19 protein-coding genes are annotated in these 20,030 nt (G+C 71.2%); 9 read left to right on the forward strand and 10 right to left on the reverse strand.

Annotated features, from left to right (window positions below):
• Positions 1-124 precede the first annotated feature (124 nt).
• Together LQ222_RS10310 and gpt are read left to right on the forward strand one after the other, a co-directional pair.
• Entirely contained in the window at positions 125-466 is a 342-nt protein-coding gene (locus LQ222_RS10310) for a tRNA-binding protein (protein ID WP_230166237.1), read from the forward strand.
• Positions 466-942: a xanthine phosphoribosyltransferase gene (gene gpt, locus LQ222_RS10315; protein ID WP_230166238.1), complete on the forward strand. Its 477-nt coding sequence runs from the start codon at positions 466-468 to the stop codon at positions 940-942. Before LQ222_RS10310 ends, gpt begins: the two co-directional genes overlap by 1 nt.
• On the opposite strand, the gene LQ222_RS10320 is transcribed toward gpt, so the two are convergent.
• Positions 943-2,241, reverse strand: a complete 1,299-nt coding sequence (locus LQ222_RS10320; RefSeq protein WP_230166239.1) for a hemolysin family protein — start codon at positions 2,239-2,241, stop codon at positions 943-945.
• Positions 2,242-2,567: 326 nt separating this feature from the next.
• On the opposite strand from LQ222_RS10320, the gene LQ222_RS10325 reads away from it, so the two are divergent.
• The 3 genes from LQ222_RS10325 (at position 2,568) to LQ222_RS10335 (ending at position 4,689) form a co-directional block, all read left to right on the forward strand.
• Positions 2,568-2,891: a hypothetical protein gene (locus LQ222_RS10325; RefSeq protein WP_230166241.1), complete on the forward strand. Its 324-nt coding sequence runs from the start codon at positions 2,568-2,570 to the stop codon at positions 2,889-2,891.
• Positions 2,892-3,130: 239 nt separating this feature from the next.
• Positions 3,131-3,757: a bifunctional 4-hydroxy-2-oxoglutarate aldolase/2-dehydro-3-deoxy-phosphogluconate aldolase gene (locus tag LQ222_RS10330; protein ID WP_230166243.1), complete on the forward strand. Its 627-nt coding sequence runs from the start codon at positions 3,131-3,133 to the stop codon at positions 3,755-3,757.
• A gap of 5 nt (positions 3,758-3,762) precedes the next feature.
• On the forward strand, positions 3,763-4,689 hold the full coding sequence (locus LQ222_RS10335) for a sugar kinase (protein WP_230166244.1): 927 nt from the start codon (positions 3,763-3,765) through the stop codon (positions 4,687-4,689).
• A gap of 117 nt (positions 4,690-4,806) precedes the next feature.
• Here LQ222_RS10335 and LQ222_RS10340 read toward each other — a convergent pair whose 3' ends face one another.
• From LQ222_RS10340 to LQ222_RS10380, 9 genes are all read right to left on the reverse strand, one after another.
• On the reverse strand, positions 4,807-5,232 hold the full coding sequence (locus LQ222_RS10340; RefSeq protein ID WP_230166246.1) for a GNAT family N-acetyltransferase: 426 nt from the start codon (positions 5,230-5,232) through the stop codon (positions 4,807-4,809).
• A complete protein-coding gene (locus LQ222_RS10345) occupies positions 5,229-6,029 on the reverse strand; it encodes a dienelactone hydrolase family protein (protein WP_230166248.1) in 801 nt (266 codons plus the stop codon). The genes LQ222_RS10340 and LQ222_RS10345 overlap by 4 nt, the downstream gene beginning before the upstream one ends.
• The gene (locus tag LQ222_RS10350; RefSeq protein WP_230166251.1) at positions 6,029-7,522 is read right to left on the reverse strand and encodes a M81 family metallopeptidase; all 1,494 of its coding nucleotides are present in this window, start codon (positions 7,520-7,522) and stop codon (positions 6,029-6,031) included. Before LQ222_RS10350 ends, LQ222_RS10345 begins: the two co-directional genes overlap by 1 nt.
• A gap of 224 nt (positions 7,523-7,746) precedes the next feature.
• Entirely contained in the window at positions 7,747-8,997 is a 1,251-nt protein-coding gene (locus LQ222_RS10355; protein ID WP_230166253.1) for a Zn-dependent hydrolase, read from the reverse strand.
• Complete coding sequence (locus LQ222_RS10360) at positions 8,994-10,280, reverse strand: ArgE/DapE family deacylase (protein ID WP_230166255.1); 1,287 nt, start codon at positions 10,278-10,280, stop codon at positions 8,994-8,996. Before LQ222_RS10360 ends, LQ222_RS10355 begins: the two co-directional genes overlap by 4 nt.
• Positions 10,281-10,290: 10 nt before the next feature.
• Entirely contained in the window at positions 10,291-11,901 is a 1,611-nt protein-coding gene (locus tag LQ222_RS10365; RefSeq protein WP_230166256.1) for an ABC transporter ATP-binding protein, read from the reverse strand.
• A complete protein-coding gene (locus LQ222_RS10370; RefSeq protein WP_230166257.1) occupies positions 11,898-12,743 on the reverse strand; it encodes an ABC transporter permease in 846 nt (281 codons plus the stop codon). The genes LQ222_RS10365 and LQ222_RS10370 overlap by 4 nt, the downstream gene beginning before the upstream one ends.
• On the reverse strand, positions 12,740-13,726 hold the full coding sequence (locus LQ222_RS10375) for an ABC transporter permease (protein ID WP_230166258.1): 987 nt from the start codon (positions 13,724-13,726) through the stop codon (positions 12,740-12,742). The genes LQ222_RS10370 and LQ222_RS10375 overlap by 4 nt, the downstream gene beginning before the upstream one ends.
• Positions 13,726-15,315: an ABC transporter substrate-binding protein gene (locus tag LQ222_RS10380; protein ID WP_230166259.1), complete on the reverse strand. Its 1,590-nt coding sequence runs from the start codon at positions 15,313-15,315 to the stop codon at positions 13,726-13,728. The genes LQ222_RS10375 and LQ222_RS10380 overlap by 1 nt, the downstream gene beginning before the upstream one ends.
• 88 nt (positions 15,316-15,403) lie before the next feature.
• Between LQ222_RS10380 and LQ222_RS10385 the strand changes: the two genes are divergently transcribed.
• The 4 genes from LQ222_RS10385 to LQ222_RS10405 are packed head-to-tail and all read left to right on the forward strand — an operon-like array spanning position 15,404 to position 19,992.
• Entirely contained in the window at positions 15,404-16,438 is a 1,035-nt protein-coding gene (locus LQ222_RS10385) for a histone deacetylase family protein (protein ID WP_230166260.1), read from the forward strand.
• Positions 16,435-17,433: a dipeptidase gene (locus tag LQ222_RS10390; protein WP_230166261.1), complete on the forward strand. Its 999-nt coding sequence runs from the start codon at positions 16,435-16,437 to the stop codon at positions 17,431-17,433. The genes LQ222_RS10385 and LQ222_RS10390 overlap by 4 nt, the downstream gene beginning before the upstream one ends.
• Positions 17,433-18,422, forward strand: coding sequence for an OmpA family protein (locus LQ222_RS10400; RefSeq protein WP_256444022.1), 990 nt, complete (start codon positions 17,433-17,435; stop codon positions 18,420-18,422). Before LQ222_RS10390 ends, LQ222_RS10400 begins: the two co-directional genes overlap by 1 nt.
• A gap of 52 nt (positions 18,423-18,474) precedes the next feature.
• A complete protein-coding gene (locus LQ222_RS10405; RefSeq protein WP_230166262.1) occupies positions 18,475-19,992 on the forward strand; it encodes a YifB family Mg chelatase-like AAA ATPase in 1,518 nt (505 codons plus the stop codon).
• Positions 19,993-20,030: the final 38 nt, after the last annotated feature.

Genomic DNA, 20,030 nt, shown 5'->3' on the forward strand with positions numbered 1-20,030 from the left:
GGTCCGTTTCCGTCGAGGTTGCCCCCTCCATGCAACGGGACGCCCGCCTTGGAAAGCCCATGGGGCGCCACGGCGGCGGCAGGCCCCCCTCGCGCCGGCCCGGCTTCTGTTCTAAGGGCGCTGCATGGACAGCACCGCCAGCATCGAGGATTTCGACCGCCTCGACATCCGCGCCGGCACCGTGGTCGACGCCCAGCCCTTCCCCGAGGCGCGCAAGCCCGCGATCCGCCTGTGGGTGGATTTCGGCGGCACACTGGGGGTGAAGCGCTCCTCCGCGCAGGTCACCGTGCACTACGCGCCGGACCGGCTGATCGGGCGCCAGGTGCTCGCGGTGGTGAACTTCGCGCCCCGCCGCATCGCCGGCTTCGAAAGCGAGGTGCTGGTGCTCGGCGTGCCCGACGAGAACGGCGCGGTGGTGCTGCTGAAGCCCGACCTGCGGGTGCCCGACGGCGGGAGGATGTTCTGATGGCGCCGAAATACTACACCGTCACCTGGGACCAGCTGCACCGCGACAGCAAGGCGCTGGCCTGGCGGCTGCTGGAACGCGGCCCCTGGCGCGGCATCGTCGCCATCACCCGCGGCGGGCTGATCCCGGCCGCGATCATCGCCCGCGAACTCGACTGCCGGCTGATCGAGAGCGTCTCGATCGTCACCTACGACGACGAGAAGCGCGGCGAACCGCATGTCGCCAAGCGGCCCTCCGCGGCCGGCGATGGCGAGGGCTGGCTGATCGTGGACGACCTGGTCGATACCGGCACCACCGCCCGCGTGGTGCGCGCGCTGCTGCCGAAGGCGCATTTCGCCACGGTCTATGCGAAGCCCGCCGGCAATCCGCTGGTGGACACCTTCATCACCGAGGTCTCCCAGGACACCTGGATCCTGTTCCCCTGGGACACCGAGCCGCAATTCGTGGCGCCGATCGCGCGGAGCTTGGCGAAGTAGTCACGCCGCCACTTCCTCCCGGCTCGCCAGCACCTTGTCCACGCGCCGGCCGTCCATGTCCACGATCTCGAACCGCCAGCCGGCCCATACGATGCGGTCGCCTTCCTTCGGCACGCGGTTCAACAAGGCCAGCATCAGCCCCGCCACCGTGTGATAGGTGCCGGCCCCCGGCAGTTCCGGCAATTCCAGCCGCGCGCGCAGCTCGTCCGAGGGCATCGACCCGTCCAGCAGCAGCGACCCGTCATGGCGTTCCACCGCATCGCCGCCGGCCACCGGCTCGGCCGCGCCCAGCTCGCCCACGATCGCCTCCAGCAGGTCGGCGGCGGTCACCACGCCCTCGAAGGACCCGTACTCGTCCAGCACCAGCGCCAGGCCCAGCCGGTCGCCGCGCAGGCGCTCCAGCGCATCGAGCGCGGTCAGCGTATCGGGCAGCGCCAGCGGCTGGCGCAGCACGGCATCGAGCACCATCGGCGCGCCCTCCAGCAACTGGTCCAGCAGGTCCTTCGCCACCACCACGCCGACCACGTTGTCCACCCGCCCATCGGCCACGATGAAGCGGGTCACGTCGCTCTCGCGCAGCGTCGCGGCGATATCCGCCGGCGTGTCCGACCGGTCGAGCCAGGCCAGGTCGTTGCGCGGGGTCATCAGCGCGCGCACCGGCTTGTCGGCCAGGCGCAGCACGCGCTCGATCATGTGGCGTTCCTCGGATTCCAGGGCGCCGGCCTGCACGCCCTCGGCGACCACGGCCTTCACTTCCTCCTCCGTCACCGACTGCTCGCCCGGCCGGGCGGGGCCGAAGAAGCGCAGCACGAAGGCCGAGGATTGCCCGAGCACCCAGACCACCGGCGACGACACGCGCGCCAGCATCGCCAGCGGCCGCGAGACGATGACGGCGACGCGCTCCGGATTGCGCAGCGCGACCTGCTTGGGCACCAGCTCGCCCAGGATCAGGCTGAGATAGGTGATGGCGATGACGACCAGGGTGAAGGCGATCTCACCGCCATAGGGCGCGACCCCCGGGATGGCGTTCAGCGCCTCGCCCAGCGTGCCGGACAGCCGGGCGCCGCCGAAGGCGCCGGCGAAGATGCCCACCAGCGTGATGCCGACCTGCACGGTGGGCAGGAAGCGCTGCGGGTCGTCGGCCAGGGCCAGCGCCGCCTCGGCCCCCAGGCTGCCCTGGCGCTGCATGGCCATCAGCCGCGACCGGCGGGAGGAGACGATGGCCAGCTCGCTCATGGCAAAGGCGCCGTTGATGAGGACAAGCAGCAGGATGACGCCGATCTCGAGCACGGTACCCATGGCTGACGCATAGAGCATCCGTGCGAAGGCCGTAACCGGGGAAAGCCACGACGGGGCGACCGCGCCTGCGGGGACTCACGCGACTGTGATGCACCCAAGGATTGCGGGGCCTGGCAGACGCGATCGGCCCGGTGGCGCTCACATCCGGTCGAGAAAGCGCTGTCAAAACATTGAAAACACGTTAAAGATGCTCATCGCATCCAGCCTGCCGCCACGCGCAAGGCGCCGCGTTTTTTCGCGACGATTTCTTGAAACCGAGACAATTTCCTCTCGCCTCAGCCGCGGAGATTCACTAAGAGAATATTAACACGCCCTGTCGAGGCCCCATGTCCGCACCGCTCCCGCCGACACCGTCGCCCGCCGCCGCGGACCCCGCGCTGCCAACGCAGGCCGACGTCGCCTTCTTCCCCCAGCGCCCGGAAGATCGCCTGCGCCTCGCGCTGCGCCGCCTCGACGAGGCCGTGGCCGAGCAATCCGAAGCCACCGCCGGCCTGCGCGCCGCCATCGGCGACCTGTCCACGACCATGGCGCGGCTCGGGCAGAGCGTCAGCGGCTATCGTTCGGCGCTCGACACCACCGCCACCGAGATCGAACGCGCCCTCGCCTCCTCCCGCACCTTGCAGGCCACCGCCAGCCGCATGGCGGTCTGACGCGCCGGCGCCTGCTGTCCTGCCGATCCTCGCCGCTTGCCGCACATCGCGGCGAATGTCGCGGGGGGCAAGCCGGCGCGGCTGCCACCCGTCCTGCCGCACGTCACCGCCTGCATATCCCTGCTTGCACGACCATCGTCACCCGACCGGATGATTCCATCTGGTTGGGGTCCGCGCGCGCGGGGCTTGCCGCGGCGGCGCCGACGGCCAAGCATGGCGGCCCCACAGGGCCCGATGCCATGCACCCGCTGATCCCCCGCCTGCGCGCCGCGCGCATCATCCCGGTGGTGCGCGCCAGCACCGCCGCGCGCGCCGCCACCGCCGTCGCCTGGCTGCAGGAAGCCGGCATCACGGTGTTCGAAATCACCATGACGGTGCCCGAGGCCCCGGCCCTGATCCGCGCCCTGGCCGCCGACCCCGCCTTGCTGGTGGGCGCCGGCACCGTGCCTGACGCCGCCACGGCCCGCGCATGCCTCGATGCCGGCGCGCGCTTCATCGTCGCCCCCTGGGTCGATCCGGCCCTGGCCGCGCCCTGCCGCGAGGCCGGCGCCTGCCTGATGCTGGGCGCCCTGACCCCCACCGAGGTCCGCGCCGCGCTGTCCGCCGGCGCCGAGGTGGTGAAGATCTTCCCCGCGAACTCCGCCGGCGGCCCGTCCCATGTGAAGTCGCTGCGCGCGGTCTTCCCCGACGTCGCCTTCTGCCCGACCGGCGGGGTCGATGCCCGCAACGCGCCCGACTACCTGGCTGCCGGCGCCGCCTTCGTGGGCATCGGCGGCAAGCTGGTGGATGAATCCCTGGTCGCCGCCGGCAACCGCGCCGCCGTCATGCAGGCGGCCGAGGATGCGCTCGGCATCATGCGGGCCTGACGCCGATGCCCGACCTGCTCTGCCTCGGCGAACCGATGCTGGAATTCAACCGCCAGCCGGCAGGCCCCGATGGCCGCGTGCTGTACCTGGAGGGCCATGGCGGCGACACCTCCAACGCCGCCATCGCCGCGGCACGATCGGGTGCCCGGGTCGGCTATGTGACCGCCATCGGCACCGATGCGCCGGGCGACAGCTTCATGGCGCTGTGGGCGTCCGAAGGCATCGACACCGCGACCGTGCGCCGCACCGCCGATGCGCCGACCGGCCTGTATGTCGTGACGCACGACGCCGCCGGCCACCACTTCACCTTCTACCGCAGCGGGTCCGCCGCCGCCCGCCAGCGCCCCGACGACGTGCCGGACCAGGCGATCCGCGCCGCCCGCATCCTGCACCTGTCGGGCATCAGCCAGGCGATCTCGGACACCGCCTGCGACGCCGGCTTCCGCGCCATGGAACTGGCGCGCGCGTCCGGCGTGGCGGTCTCCTACGATACCAACCTGCGGCTGCGCCTGTGGCCGGCCGCGCGCGCCGCGGCGGTGATCCATGCCGCGATCGGCATGGCCGACATCGCCCTGCCCTCGCTCGACGACGCGACGGCCCTGACCGGCCTGGCCGACCCCGACGCCGTGGCCGATTTCTACCTGCGCCTGTGCCCCACCGTGCTGCTGAAATGCGGCGCCGCCGGCTGCCTGGTCGCGTCGCGCGATGCCCGCACGCGCATCCCCGCCCATCGCGTGGCGGCGGTGGACGCCACCGGCGCGGGGGATACCTTCGCCGGCGCGCTGCTCGCGCGGCTGCTGGCCGGCGATGATGTCGTCACCGCCGCGCGCTACGCCAATGCGGCCGCGGCGCTGGCGACCACCGGCTATGGCGCGGTGGCGCCGATCCCGCGCGAAGCGGCGGTGCGGGCGTTGCTGGCAACGACGCGATGACGCCGATGTTTCCCGACCCGCCGTGACGCGGCACCGCCCGGTCACGCAACCGCGGCCGTTCGCGCGCCGCGCAGTGGCCGTCCGGGGACGCGGCGTTCGGCGCCGTCTCCGGCCAGGTCAAAGCCTCAGGCCATGCGTGGCCTGCGCCGCGCGCATCGGCGTGAAGCCGCAGCCCTCCCAGAACGCCGCGGCGGAAGCCGGCGCGCGCAGCCGGATGCAGCTGGCGCCCGACGCCCGCGCATGGTCCAGCACCGCCATCGCCAGCGCGCGCCCCAGCCCGCCGCGCCGCGCCTGCGGCCGCACATAGAAGCGCCGCATCCGCAGCCCCGGCCCATGCGGGTCGCGCGTGATCCCGCCGATGCCGAGCAGCGATCCCACCGGATCGCGCGCCGCGAACAGCGCGCAGCCTGGCGCGGTGAAGGGCGCGAAGCCCTCGGCCAGCAGCGTGCCGACCATGCGGAACCCCTCCGCCCGCGCGGCCGCATCGAGCAGCGCGACATCCGGCGGCAGCGCATCGAGGCGCAGGATGCGCGCCGCCGTCACAGCCGCGCCAGGAAGCCCAGCAGCGCCTCAATCGACGCCGCGCGCGCCGCCGGGTCCGTCCCGATCGTGACCGTCTGCCCGTTCGGCAGCAGCCGCGCGCGCTGCGGCGCCGAGGGATGGTCGAAATTGTGCCGCGCGCCGCGGTATTCGACCATCTCGACCCGCGCCGGCGCGCGCGCCGCCAGCGCCAGGCATTGCGGCGCCGGCGTCCAGTCATCCAGTTCGCCCAGCAGCATCAGCAGCGGCACCGGCGCCGACCAGCCCGGCGCGCGGCGCACCACCGCCCCGCAGCCCGGGTAGAAGGCCACCGCGCCGCGCAGCAACCCCGCGCGCGGCGGCGCCGCCAGCGTCCAGAGCACCGTGCTGCCGCCATGCGACCAGCCGAGCAGGATGCCCCCGCCCGGCGGTTCCCCCGGCTGCGCCGCCGCCCAGGCGAGTGCCGCGCGCGCATCGCCGGCCCGCACGCCCTGCGGTGTCACCGGATGATCGGCGCGACCGCAGGCCTCGCCCAGGCCGCGGCTGCCGAAGCTGTCGGGGAACACCACCGCATGGCCGCGTTCCGCCAGGCGCGCCGCCCAATCGGCCTCGCGCGCCGGCAGGCGCAGCGGGCGATCCGCGCGCGCCAGGCCGGAACAGCCATGCAACGCCACCACGCTGGGCCGGCGCGGCACGCCCGCCGCCGGCGCCACGCGGATGGCCCGCAGCGTCGCGCCGTCCTCGGCGGGGAAGCTGACCTCCTGCGCGCGCGGCGTGCCCGCCATCAGCACCAGCAGCAGCGCGACGATGACGCCGCGCATCACCGATTGGCGCCCGGCCGCAGCCGCAGCCCCGGGCGGATATTGGTGAAGGGCAGCACGGCGGGGTCCGCCACCACCGGCCCCGGCGCGGCCACCACGATCACCTCCGCGGCGATCGGCTGGAAATCCGCGCGGAAATGCACCGAGGACTTCACCGCGACGATCCGCTGGTCCGCCGGCTCCACGCCGATGTGCCGGAACAGCGCCTGGTCATGCGCCTGCATCTTGCGCGTGACGATGATGACGCGCACGCCCGGCGCCACGCGCACCAGCGCGCAGGGGCCGAGATTCGCCGGGTTGCCCGCGCCCATAGGCCCGGTCAGGGTGAAGCGGCCATCCGACAGGCGCTCGATGGTGGCGCTGACGCTCAGCGGCGCACCATCGCTCTTGCCACCCAGGGCGAGCGTGATGGTCGCACCCTGCCCCGCGGCGTGGCAGGCGGCGGCGGCCTCGGCATCGTTCATCGGCGCGAGCACGGCGCCCTGTGCCTCCTGGCGGATCAGTTCCGCGAGCAGGCCGGTGGTGTCGCCATGCCCGCCGCCGCCGGGATTGTCCTGCGTGTCGGCCAGGATCACCGGACCCTTGGCTTGGCGCGGCGCCATCGCACGCGCCACGCCCTCGGCCGCCGGCAGCACGCCGAGGGCGAATTCATGTTCCTTCGATGCGATGAAGGCGGCCAGCGCCTCGGCCGCCTGCGCCGCCTGGCCGGGCGTATCGGCAAAGGACGCGATGGCCATGCCGCAGCCGGGGAAATCCGCATAGGGAAAGCCGAAGCAGAAGCCCAGTTCCCACACGCCGGGCGCGGCGCCCAATCGCGCGCGTTCGGCCATGACGTCCGCCATCGGCGCCACCATGGTGCATTGACCCGGCAGCGGGGTCCAATAGTCGATCTCGCGGAAGATTTTCGCGGGCCGGCGGCCCTCATGGATCATCCGCAGCAGCAGCCGCGCGGCCTGCGCGCCGGCCGGCTTCATGTCGACATGCGGATAGGTGCGGAAGGGCACCAGCACATCGGCATAGTGCACCATCGCCGCGGTCTTGTTGGCATGCGGGTCGAGGCTGGCGGCGATCGGCACCTCGGGCCCGACCACGGCGCGCACGCGGCGCAGCACCTCGCCCTCCGCATCGTCGAAGCCGACCGCGACCATGGCGCCATGCAGGTCGAGGTAGACGCCATCCAGCGGGCCGTCTTCCAGCGCATCGGACAGCGCGGCGACCAGCAGCGCGGCGATGCGTTCGAAGGCCTCGGCGGTGACGGGGCCGGCGGGGTTGGCGAAGCACCAGGCGAGCGGGGCGACCTGCACGCCGGATTCCTCCGCCACCATGATGGCGCCGGCGGCGGGGCAGGATGTGGGGCGCAGCGCGTCCAGCATGGTGCTGGCCTTCTGCAAGGGCGGGAAGCCGCCGGGCTTGACGAAGTCGCCCCAGGTGGTGGGCAGGGGGGCGAAGGAATGGCTTTCGTGCAGGAAGCCGCCGATGGCGATGCGGGTCATGGGGTCTCCTTCAGGCGCGACCGGGCGCGCGTGGCGCTGCGTTCACCAGGTGCGGTGGTCGATGGGCAGTGTCGCGCCATTTGGCGCGCCCGTCATGGTGCGCCATTTGGCGCGCCCGTCATGGCGCGCCATTTGGCGCGCCCGTCATGGTGGGGAACTTGGCGCGCCCGTCGTCGGATGGGAGGCATGCGTGGCTGCAAGTGGCCTGGCCCCAGGCGTTGCGGTCAGCCCTTCACCACGCCCGCCGTCGCCAGCACCGCATCCGCCAGCACGCGCATCCCGGCTTCCGCCCATGCGGGCGTGATGCTCTCGGCCTCGTTGTGGCTGATGCCGCCATGGCAGGGGCAGAAGATCATCGTGGTCGGCACCTGGCGCGCGACATAGACCGCGTCGTGGCCGATGCCCGTGGGCATGTCCATGTGCCGGTAGCCCAGGCGCGCCGCCGCATCGCGCACGCGCCCGACCAGCGCCGGGTCGAAGGGCGTCATCGGCGAATACCAGAAATCGGCGACCGCGATCCGCACGCCGCGCGCCGCCGCGATGGCGACCGCGCGGGCGCGGATCTCCTCGGCCATCGCCGCCAGCAGCGCGGGGTCATGGTGGCGCGTGTCGATGCTGAACCACACGCGCGAGGGCGCGATGTTGCGGCTGTCGGGATAGACGCTCAGCCGCCCGACGGTCGCGCGCCCCGGATCGCCGGCCGGTGTCACGGCGGCCAGGGCGATCTGCTCGATTGCCGCGATCAGCGGGGCGGCCGCCATCAGCGCATCGCGCCGCCCGGCCATGGGGGAGCCGCCATGCGCCTCCTCTCCCTCGATCGTCACCTCAAGCCAGTTCTGCGCCAGGGCGTGCGTCACGACGCCGATCTCGCAGCCGGCATCCTCCAGCAGCCTGCCCTGTTCGATATGCAGTTCGACATAGGCGCCGATGTCGCGCAGCGCGGCGGGATCGGCATCACCGTGCCAGCCGATGCGCGCGAGTTCCGCGCCGAACACTGCGCCCTCGCTGTCCTGCTTGGCCAGCACCTCGGCCTCGGTGAAGATGCCCATCGCGCCGCCGCTGCCCATCATGGGCGGGGAGAAGCGCGCACCTTCCTCATTGGTCCAGTTGATCAGCATCAGCGGCGCCGCGGTCTCGATACCCGCCTCATGCACCGCGCGCAGGATTTCCAGCCCGGCCAGCACGCCCAGCACGCCGTCGAACTTCCCGCCGGTCGGCTGCGTATCCAGGTGGCTGCCGAAGGCAACCGGCTTGCGCGACGCATCGCGCCCGGGGCGCAGCAGCGCCATGTTGCCCAGGCGATCGACGGTCATCGTGCAGCCCGCGGCTTCCGCCCAGCGGCGCAGCAAATGCCGCCCTTCGGAATCGAGGTCGGTCAGCGTCTGCCGGTTCGACCCGCCCTTCGCGGTGGCGCCGATGCGCGCCATCTCCATCAGGCTGTCCCACAGGCGCGCGCCGGAGAGCGGGATGTTCATGCGGCTTTCTCCAGCCCGCACCATTGCGCCATGGTCAGCGCGATGGTGCGCGTGATGTCGTGCATGGAATCGAGGCCGACGCTTTCGTCGATGCCATGGATCTCCTGCGCGTCAGGCCCGAAGCACGCCACCGGCGTGTCCTGGTACAGCGTGAAGAAGCGCCCATCGGTCAGCCCCGTCGCCGGGTAGTCGCGCAGGAAACCGCCCGAGACATCGGCGAAATGCCCCTTCGCCATGGTGACGATCGGCGCGTTCATGTCGAAGACGCAGGGGTCGGCCATGAAGCCCTTGAACTCCAGCGCGACCGTGGCGCCGGCCAGCGCCGGGTCCTGCGCCGCTTCGGCAACCAGCCGCTCGATGTCGGCCTTCGTCTGCGCGGCGGTATAGCCCATCATCACACCCACCCGCATGCCGATGCGCGCGCGTGTGGGCACGGAGGAATTCCACTCGCCGCCCTGGATCGTTCCGAAGTTCACATTCACCGGATGGTTCACGCCGCGAAAGGATGCGTGGATGCGTTCGGCGCGATTCATCTCGGCCTGGTAGTCCTCGAAGCGCGCCGCGATGGCGTTCGCCGCCTTGATGGCATTCAGCCCCGCCTGCATGTCGCGCACATGCGCCGGCCGGCCGGAGACCGTCACCCAGGCCCAGACCACGCCGACCTCCGCCGAATACATCGCCGGCAATCCGGGACCGGGTTCGGGGATGATGACCGCATCGGTGCGCGGCAGCGCCAGCATGGCGGCGAGCGCGCCATTGCCGGTGCATTCCTCCTCGATCACCGACTGCATCTGCACCTCGGCGGCCGGTTGCAGGCCGGCCAGGCGCAACGCCTTGAAGGCCGCGACATAGCTGACGATGCCCGCCTTCATGTCGCCCGCGCCGCGACCATACATGCGCCCGTCGCGGATCGCGGGTTCATACGGCGGGGTCAGCCACATGTCGGCCGCCCCTTCCGGCACCACATCCACATGGCCCTGCAACGCCAGCGATCGCCCGTGGCTTTCGCGCGGCGTGAAGACCGCAACCACATTGTCGCGCCCCTCATACCCGATCAGCGGCGGCGAGAATCCCGGATGCGCCGCCAGCTGTTCCGGCACCGTCGGCACGCGCCGCGGCACCAGGCCCAGCCCTTCATAGATGCGCGCCATCTCGTTCAGCGCCGAGGCCTCGTTGCCCAGCGTGGACGGGCAGCGCACCAGGCGTTCCAGCATCGCCACCGCGTCATCGCGCAGCGCATCCACGGCCTCCAGGATCGCGCGGCGCGCGCCAGGGTCGATCATCGGCGTCTCCTCAGGCGGCGATCACCGGCGGCGTCCAGTTGCGCCCCGGGATGCTGTCCAGCAATTGCCGGGTATAGGCGTGCTGCGGATGGCCGAAAACCTCCGCCGTCGCGCCCTGCTCGACGATCGCGCCGCGCTGCATCACCGCGATGCGGTCGCACACCTGTGCCGCCACGCGCAGGTCATGCGTGATGAACAGCATGGTCAGCCCCAGCCGGTCGCGGATATCCGCCAGCAGCGCGAGCACCTGCGCCTGCACCGACACGTCCAGCGCGGAGACCGGCTCATCCGCGATCAGCAATTCCGGCTCCATCGCCAGCGCGCGCGCGATGCCGATGCGCTGCCGCTGCCCGCCGCTGAATTCATGCGGGTAGCGGTCCATCGCGCCGGGATCGAGCTGCACCAGCGCCAGCAAATCCCGCGCGCGCGCCTCCGCGGTCGCCCGCGGCGTGCCATGCGTGATCGGCCCTTCGGCAATGATCTCGCCCACCCGCCGGCGCGGGTTCAGCGACGCAAACGGATCCTGGAAGATCATCTGGATCTTGCGGCGATACGGCTTCCACGCACCGCGACTCAACGGGCGCAGATCCGCGCCTTCGAAGATGATCTCGCCGCGTTCCGGTTCCACCAGCTTCACCACGCAGCGCGCCAGCGTCGACTTGCCGGACCCGGATTCACCAACCAGCCCCAGCGTCTCGCCGCGCGCCAGGGTGAAGTCGGCATCATGCACCGCGCGCACCACCGGCTTCGGCCCGAACCAGCCGCCGGATCGGCGATAGGTCTTTTCGACCCCCTTCGCCACCAGCACCGGCGCGCCGCTGTCACGCACCCGCGCCGCACCTGGCGCGCCATGCGGCACGGCGGCGATCAGCGCGCGGGTATAGGCATGCTGTGGCGCGTTCAGCACATCCTTCGCCGCGCCCTGTTCGACAATGCGCCCATGCTGCATCACCGCCACGCGGTCGGCGATCTCGGCCACCACGCCGAAATCATGGGTGATGAACAGCACGCCAGTGCCGCGGCGCGACTGGATCTCGCGGATCAGCCGCAGGATCTGCATCTGCGTGGTCACATCCAGCGCCGTGGTCGGCTCATCCGCGATCAGCAGGGATGGTTCCAGCGCCAACGCCATGGCGATCATCACGCGCTGCCGCTGCCCGCCGGACAGCCGGAACGGATAAGCGCGCGCCGTCGCCGCCGGATCGGGCAGGTTCACCGCGGCCAGCAGTTCCGGCACGCGCCGCGCCGCATCGCCGCCCGCACCATGCACGCGCATCGCTTCCGCGATCTGGTCGCCCACGCGCATCACCGGGTTCAGCGCGGTCATCGGTTCCTGGAAGATCATCGCGAGCCGCTGCCCGCGTAGCCGGCGCATCGGCTCGGCGCCCAGCGCCAGCAGGTCCTGGCCTTCGAACAGGATGCGCCCCGCGCGCACCGGCAATGGCTTCGGCAGCAGCCCCATCACGGCATTGGCGGTGATCGACTTGCCCGATCCGGATTCACCAACGACGCAGACGATCTCGCCCGGATCGACGCGCAGCGTGATGTCCTCCACCGCATGCGCCCGGTCGCCGCCCGGCGGCAGCGCGACGCTCAGCCCCTCGACCGACAGCAGCGTCATGCCGGCCCTCCGCGCTGGCGGGCAAGCCGCGGATTCAGCGCATCCGACAGCCCCTCCCCCACCAGGTTCAGCGCCAGCACGGTGAAAAAGATCGCCAGCCCCGGAAACACGCTCATCCACCACGCGAGCCTGATCACCGACCGCCCCGACCCGATCAGGAACCCCCAGGTCATCAGGTTCGGATCGCCCAGGCCGAGGAACGACAATGCGCTCTCCAGGAGGATCGCGGAGGCCACCATCAGCGACGCCAGCACCACGATGGGCGACATCGCATTCGGCAGGATGTCGGTCACCACGATGGCGATGCGCGACTTCCCCAGCACCTCCGCCGCCTGCACGAATTCGCGCGATCGCAGCGACAGGAATTCCGCCCGCACCACCCGCGCCACCGGCGGCCACGACACCACCGCGATGGCGAAGACCACCGAGGAAATGGTCGGCGTGAAGATCGCCACCAGCAGGATGGCAAACACGAAGGACGGGATGGTCTGGAAGAACTCGGTGAAGCGCATCACTGCGTCATCGACGAAGCCACCCAGATACCCCGCGATGGCCCCCAGCGTGACTCCGATCAGCAGCGCCGCGACGGTCGAGACGGCGCCCACCATCAGCGACACCCGCGCCCCATGCGCGATGCCCGCCGCGACATCCCGCCCCAGGCTGTCGGACCCCAGCAGCATTCCTTCCTCGCCCGGCGGCACGAAGGGCGCCGTCGCCATGTCCCACGGACTGCCCGGGTAGATCACCGGCGCGAGCGCAGCCATCAGGAAGACCAGCAGCAGGATCAGCAACCCCACCACCGCGCCGCGGTTGCGTCGGAAGCGGCGCCAGAAGTCGCTCATCCTTCCACTTCCACGCGCGGATCCACCACGGCATAGAGCAAATCCGTCACCAGGTTGAACCCCACCACCATCACGGATGTGCAGAAGAACACCCCCAGCAGCACCGCATAATCGCGCGCCAGCAGCGCATCGAAGGCGAGCCGCCCGATCCCCGGCCAGGCAAACACCGTCTCCACCAGGATCGACCCGCCCACCAGCTGCCCCGCCTGGATGCCCGCGAAAGTGATCACCGGCAGCAGCGCATTCCGCAGCACATGCCGGCGCACCACCTGCCCTTCCGGCACGCCCTTCGCCCGCGCCGTCTTCACGAAGTCCTGGTCGGCCACTTCCAGCATCGTCGCGCGCGTCAGCCGCGCATAGACCGCCAGGTAGAACAGCCCGAGCGTCGCCGCCGGCAGGATCAGGTGCTTGCCGATATCCAGCCACACATCGATCCCGTGCAGCTCGACACCGACCGACGACATGCCGAAGCTCGGCAGCCATTCCAGCCAGACCGAAAACACCAGCACCAGCATCAGCCCCACCCAGAACAGCGGCGTGGCGTAGAAGGTCAGCGCGATCACGGTGATGACGCTGTCCGACCACGTCCCCACGCGCCGCGCCGCCAGCGTGCCCAGCGTCACCCCCGCCACCACCGCAAACGCAAAGGCCGCGCCGGTCAGCAGCAGCGTGGCCGGCAGCCTTTCGCTGATCAGCGACCACACCGGCAGCTGCTGCCGATGGCTGAAGCCGAGGTCGAGCGTCAGCACCCCCTTCAGGTAGATCCACAGCTGCACATGGAAGGGCCGGTCCAGCCCGAACTGCTCGCGCAGCTGCGCCAGGAACCGTTCATCCGCCGCCCCCGACTGACCGGCGATCACGCTCGCCGGGTCGCCGGGTGCGGCATGGATCAGCAGGAAATTGCACACCACGATCGCGAGGATGACGAACAGCGCCTTCACCCCGCGCCGCAGCAGGAATCCCGGAAGCTTCGACGCCTCCATCAGCCGGCGAGGAACACGTCGTCGAAGGGCGCATGCACGCCCACGCCGGAGGTGATCACATTGTTCAGCCGCCGGTCATGGATGGTCGGGAAGGCGAGCTCCGTCAGCCAGATCTGCGGCACCTCCTCGACCAGGATCTTCTGCACCTCGCTGAACGCCCGCTGCCGGTCGGCGGCGGCGGCCGAGGTCCGCGCCGTCTGGAACAGCGCATCCACCTGCGGGTTCGCATAGCCGCCCGTATTGGTGAAGGTCACGCGCTGAATGTTGGTGGAGACATAGGTGCGCTCCACGCCCAGGGTCGGGTCGCCGAACTGATAGACGAAGTTGATCGTGGTCTCGTATTCCCAATTGCCGACGCGCCGCGCCCAGGACCCGGCGTCGGTGCTCTCCATGTCGAAATTCACGCCGATGTTGCGCATCGCCTGGCGCAGGTATTCCGACAGCCGCGTCCAGATCTCGCCATAGGGCAGCGCCATGTGCTTCAGCGTGAAGCGCACGCCCTGCGCGTTGCGTGGGAATCCCGCCTGGTCGAGGATGCGGTTCGCCTCGGCCACGTTGAAGGCGGCGATGCGCGCGCTGGCATCATGGAAGCGCGTGGTGGACGCAACCGGGTTGGTCGCCGGCTTGCCCACGCCGAACCACAGCCGGTTGACGATGAAGTTGCGGTCGATCGCCATCGACATCGCGCGCCGCACCCGCGCATCGTCCAGCGGCTTCACGCGATGGTTCAGCTCGATCCACGACAGCGGCGACTGGTATTCCCACCCGGCCGGATTCACCACCAGGTTCGGGCGCGAGCGCAGCGCCGGCACGTCGAAGGGCTCGATGTCCGATGCCTGCGTCAGCTGCACCTGCCCGGTCTCGATCGCCAGGCGCCGGCTCTGGCTGTCGGGAATGATGCGATAGATGATCGCATCCAGATACGGCTGCCCCGGCTTCCAATACTGGTCGAAGCGCTCCAGCCGGATGAAGTTGCCGCGCTGCCATTCGGCCAGGCGGAACGGCCCGGTGCCGACCGGCCGCTGCACCGCCGGCGCCTGCCGGTAATCCTGCCCGTCGAACAGGTGCTTGGGCACGATGCAGGTCGTGGTCGAATGGAAGATCAGCAGGAAGGGCTGGAAGGCCTGCTTCAGCACGATGCGGATGGTGAGCGGGTCGCGCGCCTCCATCACCTCGATCAGTTGCAGGATGGGGCGCGCGCGCGGCGTCACCTCCATGTGGAACTTCATGATCGAGAAGATCACGTCATCGGCCGTCATCGGCCGCCCGTCGTGGAACTTCACGTTCTCCTGGAGGCGGAAGATGTATTCGCGCCCATCGGCGCTGACCTCCCACGACTTCGCCAGCGCCGGCCTCGCCTCCAGCGTCGGCGAATATTCCAGCAGCCCCTGGAAGATCTTCGACCCGGCGATGCCGGTCGGCCCCTGGTTGTTCACGCCGAGCTGCAGCACCGGCGGCTCGGGCGACAGGATGGTCTGTAGCGTGCCGCCGCGCCGCGGCGCGATGCCCTGCGCCATCGCCTCGGAGGCGCGCATCAGCACGGGCGCGGTGGCGGAAGCGGCCAGCAGGCCGCGGCGCGAAATGCCCATCGTGAAGTCTCCCCTTCGTTCTGCGCGAGGCTAGACCCCGCTTGCCCCGATGGACAAGGCTCACGCCCGCCCATAGCCTTCCCCGCGCATGAAAACATTCGCGCATCCGGCCCAGGCGGCCCATGGCCCCCGCTTCTCCATCCAGCGCGGCAATGTCCGGCCCAACTTCGAGATTCCCGCGCGCGCGGTCGCGCTGGAAGCCGCGCTGCATCGCCTCGGCCTGCCGCCCGAAACGGCACAGGCTGCCACGCGCGACGCCATGCTGTCGGTGCACGCGCCGGACTTCGTGGATTTCCTGGCGAACGCCATGACCGAATGGGAGGCATTGCCCGACCACGGCCCCGAGGTCGTCGCCAACGTCCACGCCTCCGACGAGATGATGACCCATGGCGCGCGCCCCGGCCCGGGCATCGTCGCGCGCGCCGGCTGGTACACCGCCGATACCTCCTGCCCGATCGGCCATGGATCCTGGGAGGCCATCGCCGGCGCCGCGGGCTGCGCGCTGGCCGCCGCCGCCGAAGCCGCGCAAGGCCGCAGCGCCTACGCCCTGTGCCGCCCGCCTGGCCACCACGCCTATCGCGCGCGCGCCGGCGGGCATTGCTTCGTCAACAACGCGGCCCTCGCCGCGCAGCACCTGCGCGATGCGGGCGCCAAGCAGGTCGCCATCCTCGACATCGACAGCCACCACGGCAACGGCACCCAGGGCATCTTCTGGGAAAGGCCGGACGTGCTGACCATCTCGATCCATGGCGACCCGGATGGCTACTATCCGTGGTTCGTCGGCCGCACGCATGAACGCGGCGGCGGCGCGGGCGACGGGCGCAACATGAACATGCCGCTGGCGCGCGACACCGGCGATGCCGGATGGCTCGATGCGCTGCGCTACGCGTTTGCCGCCATCCGCGACGTGAAGGCGGATGCGCTGGTGGTGGCCCTTGGCTTCGATGCATCGGAACACGAACCGCTGCGCTTCCTGTCGGTCACCGCGGACGGCTTCGCGAAAGCCGGCGCGATGATCGGCGGCCTCAACCTGCCCACCGCGATCACCCAGGAAGGCGGCTACAACGTGGACATGATCGGCACCTTGCTCGAACGCTTCCTGACCGGCTGGGGCGACGCATGACCCTGCTCACCCTCGACACGCATATCGACATCCGCTGGCCCGACCCGCCCGATGCCACCACCGAGACCGACCGCCGCGTCGACTTCCCCAAGATGCTGCGCGGCGGGCTGAACGCCGCGGTCTTCATCGCCTACACCCCGCAGACCAAGCGCGATGACGAATCCCTCGCCGCCGCCGCCGCGCGCGCCGAGGCCATGCTGCGCCACATCCGCACCCGCGCCGATGGCAGCACGCGCCGCTTCTGCACCACCGCGGACGAACTCGAAGCCGCGCATGCCGCCGGCGCGCTGTGCGTGCTCTCCGCCGTCGAGAACGGCAACGCGATGGCGCGCGACCTGTCGCGGCTGAAGCTCTGGCGCGACCTCGGTGCGATCTATGTCACGCTGACCCATGACGGCCACAACGACCTGGCCGATGCCGCGCGCCCGAAGCCCGACCTCGGCGATGCGGAACAGGACCATGGCGGCCTGTCGCCGCTCGGCCGCGCCGCGATCGCCGAGATGAACCGCGTCGGCCTGCTGGTCGATGTCTCGCACAGCGCGAAATCCACCATGATGCAGGCGGCGGAACTGTCGCGCGCGCCGATCGCCGCGACGCATTCCTGCTGCCGCGCGCTGTGCGACCATCCGCGCAACCTCGATGACGAACAGCTCGACATGCTGCGCGCCACCGGCGGGCTCGTGCAGATCACCGCGCTCGATGCCTTCCTGCGCGCCGCGCCCCCCGGCGGGCGCTCGCCGGCCACGGTGAAGGACATGGTGGACCACGTGGACTACGCCGTGGCGCGCATCGGCATCGACCATGTCGGCCTCTCGTCGGATTTCGACGGCGGCGGCGGCATTCCTGGCTGGAAGGACGCGTCGGAAACCGCGACCCTCACCGCCGAACTCGCCGCGCGCGGCTACGGCGCGCGTGAGATCGCGCTGCTCTGGTCCGGCAATTTCCGCCGCCTGCTGCGCCAGGTGCGGCGCACCGCCCACACGATGGAATCCTGATGACCCGACTGGCCCTGGCCGCCGCCCTCATCCTCCTCGCCCTGCCCGCCGCCGCACAACCCCGCCCCGCCCCGCCGCCCGCCGACATCGCCGGCGCCGCCGACAACCCGCTGGTCGGGCGCTACGACGGCGCCGTGCAGCGCCTGCGCGAACAGCTCGCCTTCGGCGAGATGCGGATCGTCACCGCGCCCATCGCGCCCGGCGGCCGCCCGCCCGGATCGCCCCGCGCGACCGAGGCGAACAGCACCGCGGTCGCCGGCCGCATCACCCGCATGCGCTACGAAGGCCCCGATGGGCGCTCGCCGCTGGAAGTGGTCCGGAACTGGCAGCAGCGGATGGAACAGGGCGGCTTCCGCACGGTGTTTTCCTGCGAGGCGCGAAGCTGCGGCGGCAATGCCGTCGACCTCTGGGCGGCAGTGACGGGTGCGCTGCCCGGCAATGCGGGCATCGCCTCGAACCACGGCAGCGTCGTCTATGCGGCGATGCGCCTTGAACGCGCCGAAGGCGATGTCTGGGTCTCGCTGCTGTCGGTCAGCGGCCCGCGCGACCGGCCGCAAACGCTGATCGACGTGGTCGAGGCGCGCCCCATGGAAACCGACCGCATCGTCTTCGTCGACGCGGCCGCGATGGACCGCGCCATCGCGGCGACCGGGCGCGTCGCGCTCTATGGCATCGCCTTCGACACCGACCGCGCCGACCCGCGCCCCGACTCCCGCCCGACGATCGAGGAGATCGCCAAGTACCTGCGCGCCAACCCCGGCGTCAGCGTCGTCGTCACCGGCCACACCGACAGCCAGGGCGGCTTCGACCACAATGTCGATCTCTCGCGCCGCCGCGCCGCCGCCATCGTCACGGCCCTCACGCGCGACCACGGCATCGCCGCCGCGCGCCTCACGCCTTTCGGTGCCGGCATGGCCGCGCCGGTCGCCGCGAACGACAACGAGCAGGGCCGCGCGCAGAACCGCCGGGTGGAAATCGTCCGGCGTTGACCATCGCATAAGTTGATTTCCAAGCGGCGTCGCGCCACCCTGGCGCGACGCCATGACCATCGCCCGCATCGCCACCTTCGCCTTCGCCGGCATCGACGCCGTCCCGGTCGAAGTGCAGGTGCAGATCGCCCCGGGCCTGCCCGCCTTCCTGCTGGTCGGCCTGCCCGACAAGGCGGTCACCGAAAGCCGCGAACGCGTCCGCGCGGCACTGACCGGGTTGGGCCTGTCGCTGCCGCCCAAGCGCGTGCTGGTGAACCTGGCACCGGCCGACATCGCGAAGGAGGGCTCGCATTTCGACCTGCCCATCGCGCTCGCGCTGCTGGCGGCGATGGACATCATCCCGAAGGAAGACGCTGCGGGATATGCCGCACTCGGCGAACTCTCGCTCGACGGTTCCATCGTCCCCGTCGCCGGCGTGCTGCCCGCGGCCCTCGGTGCCAGCGCACGCGATCTCGGCCTGATCTGCCCCGCAGCACAAGGCGGCGAGGCCGCCTGGGCCGGTCGCATCGAAGTCCTCGCCGCCCCCGACATCCATTCCCTGCTGAACCACTTCAAGGGCGTGCAGCACCTCTCGCCACCGAAGGCGCCCGCACCCGACACCACGCCGCGCCCCACCGCCTGCCTGTCCGAAGTGAAAGGCCAGGAATCCGCCAAGCGCGCCATCGAGATCGCCGCCGCCGGCGGCCACAACCTGCTCATGGTCGGCCCGCCAGGTGCCGGCAAGTCCATGCTCGCCGCCCGCCTGCCCGGCCTGCTGCCCGACCTCTCGCCCGCCGAGGCCCTCGAAGTCTCCCTCGTCCACTCCATCGCCGGCATGCTCGAAGGCGGCCGCCTGGTCATGCGCCCGCCCTTCCGCGACCCGCACCACTCCGCCTCCATGCCGGCCCTCATCGGCGGCGGCGCGCGCGCGAAGCCCGGCGAGATCAGCCTCGCGCATCGCGGCGTCCTGTTCCTCGACGAATGGCCCGAATTCCCGCGCCCCGCGCTGGAGGCCCTGCGCCAACCCATGGAGACCGGGCGCACCACCATCAGCCGCGTCCACGCCCACGTCACCTATCCCGCGCGCTTCCAATGCATCGCGGCGATGAACCCCTGCCGCTGCGGCTACCTCGGCGACGCCACGCGCGAATGCGGCCGCGCACCGCGCTGCGGAGAAGACTACCAGGGCCGCCTGTCGGGCCCGCTGATCGACCGCATGGACCTCACCATCGAGGTCATGCCCATCCCCGCCGCCGAACTCACCCGCGCGCCGGCCGGGGAAACCTCCGCCACCGTCGCCGCCCGCGTGCTGGCCGCGCGCGACGCGCAGCGCACCCGCCACGGCCCCGACGGCCCGCCCAACAACGCCGAGGCCGAACTGCGCCACCTGCAACCGCTGCTCGACACCGAGGCCGAGGCGCTGCTGGAAATGGCGGCGACCCGCCTGCGCCTGTCCTCGCGCGGGCATGTGCGCACGCTGCGCGTGGCGCGCACCATCGCGGACCTGGCGGGCAGCAGCACCATCCGGCGCGCGCATGTGGCGGAGGCGCTGGCCTTCCGGCACCGGATGCCGGGGCGCAAGGCGGCCTGAAAAAGGGCGGGAGCTCCCCCGAATCCCCCTCCCTTACT

The sequence above is a fragment of the Roseomonas sp. CECT 9278 genome (genome assembly GCF_918698155.1).
GTDB lineage: Bacteria > Pseudomonadota > Alphaproteobacteria > Acetobacterales > Acetobacteraceae > Neoroseomonas.

Coding starts and splice junctions, on each gene's coding strand:
- LQ222_RS10310 (WP_230166237.1), top strand. CDS start 125: ATGGACAGCACCGCCAGCATCGAGGATTTCGACCGCCTCGACATCCGC.
- gpt (WP_230166238.1), top strand. CDS start 466: ATGGCGCCGAAATACTACACCGTCACCTGGGACCAGCTGCACCGCGAC.
- LQ222_RS10320 (WP_230166239.1), bottom strand. CDS start 2,241: ATGGGTACCGTGCTCGAGATCGGCGTCATCCTGCTGCTTGTCCTCATC.
- LQ222_RS10325 (WP_230166241.1), top strand. CDS start 2,568: ATGTCCGCACCGCTCCCGCCGACACCGTCGCCCGCCGCCGCGGACCCC.
- LQ222_RS10330 (WP_230166243.1), top strand. CDS start 3,131: ATGCACCCGCTGATCCCCCGCCTGCGCGCCGCGCGCATCATCCCGGTG.
- LQ222_RS10335 (WP_230166244.1), top strand. CDS start 3,763: ATGCCCGACCTGCTCTGCCTCGGCGAACCGATGCTGGAATTCAACCGC.
- LQ222_RS10345 (WP_230166248.1), bottom strand. CDS start 6,029: ATGCGCGGCGTCATCGTCGCGCTGCTGCTGGTGCTGATGGCGGGCACG.
- LQ222_RS10350 (WP_230166251.1), bottom strand. CDS start 7,522: ATGACCCGCATCGCCATCGGCGGCTTCCTGCACGAAAGCCATTCCTTC.
- LQ222_RS10355 (WP_230166253.1), bottom strand. CDS start 8,997: ATGAACATCCCGCTCTCCGGCGCGCGCCTGTGGGACAGCCTGATGGAG.
- LQ222_RS10360 (WP_230166255.1), bottom strand. CDS start 10,280: ATGATCGACCCTGGCGCGCGCCGCGCGATCCTGGAGGCCGTGGATGCG.
- LQ222_RS10365 (WP_230166256.1), bottom strand. CDS start 11,901: ATGACGCTGCTGTCGGTCGAGGGGCTGAGCGTCGCGCTGCCGCCGGGC.
- LQ222_RS10370 (WP_230166257.1), bottom strand. CDS start 12,743: ATGAGCGACTTCTGGCGCCGCTTCCGACGCAACCGCGGCGCGGTGGTG.
- LQ222_RS10375 (WP_230166258.1), bottom strand. CDS start 13,726: ATGGAGGCGTCGAAGCTTCCGGGATTCCTGCTGCGGCGCGGGGTGAAG.
- LQ222_RS10380 (WP_230166259.1), bottom strand. CDS start 15,315: ATGGGCATTTCGCGCCGCGGCCTGCTGGCCGCTTCCGCCACCGCGCCC.
- LQ222_RS10385 (WP_230166260.1), top strand. CDS start 15,404: ATGAAAACATTCGCGCATCCGGCCCAGGCGGCCCATGGCCCCCGCTTC.
- LQ222_RS10390 (WP_230166261.1), top strand. CDS start 16,435: ATGACCCTGCTCACCCTCGACACGCATATCGACATCCGCTGGCCCGAC.
- LQ222_RS10400 (WP_256444022.1), top strand. CDS start 17,433: ATGACCCGACTGGCCCTGGCCGCCGCCCTCATCCTCCTCGCCCTGCCC.
- LQ222_RS10405 (WP_230166262.1), top strand. CDS start 18,475: ATGACCATCGCCCGCATCGCCACCTTCGCCTTCGCCGGCATCGACGCC.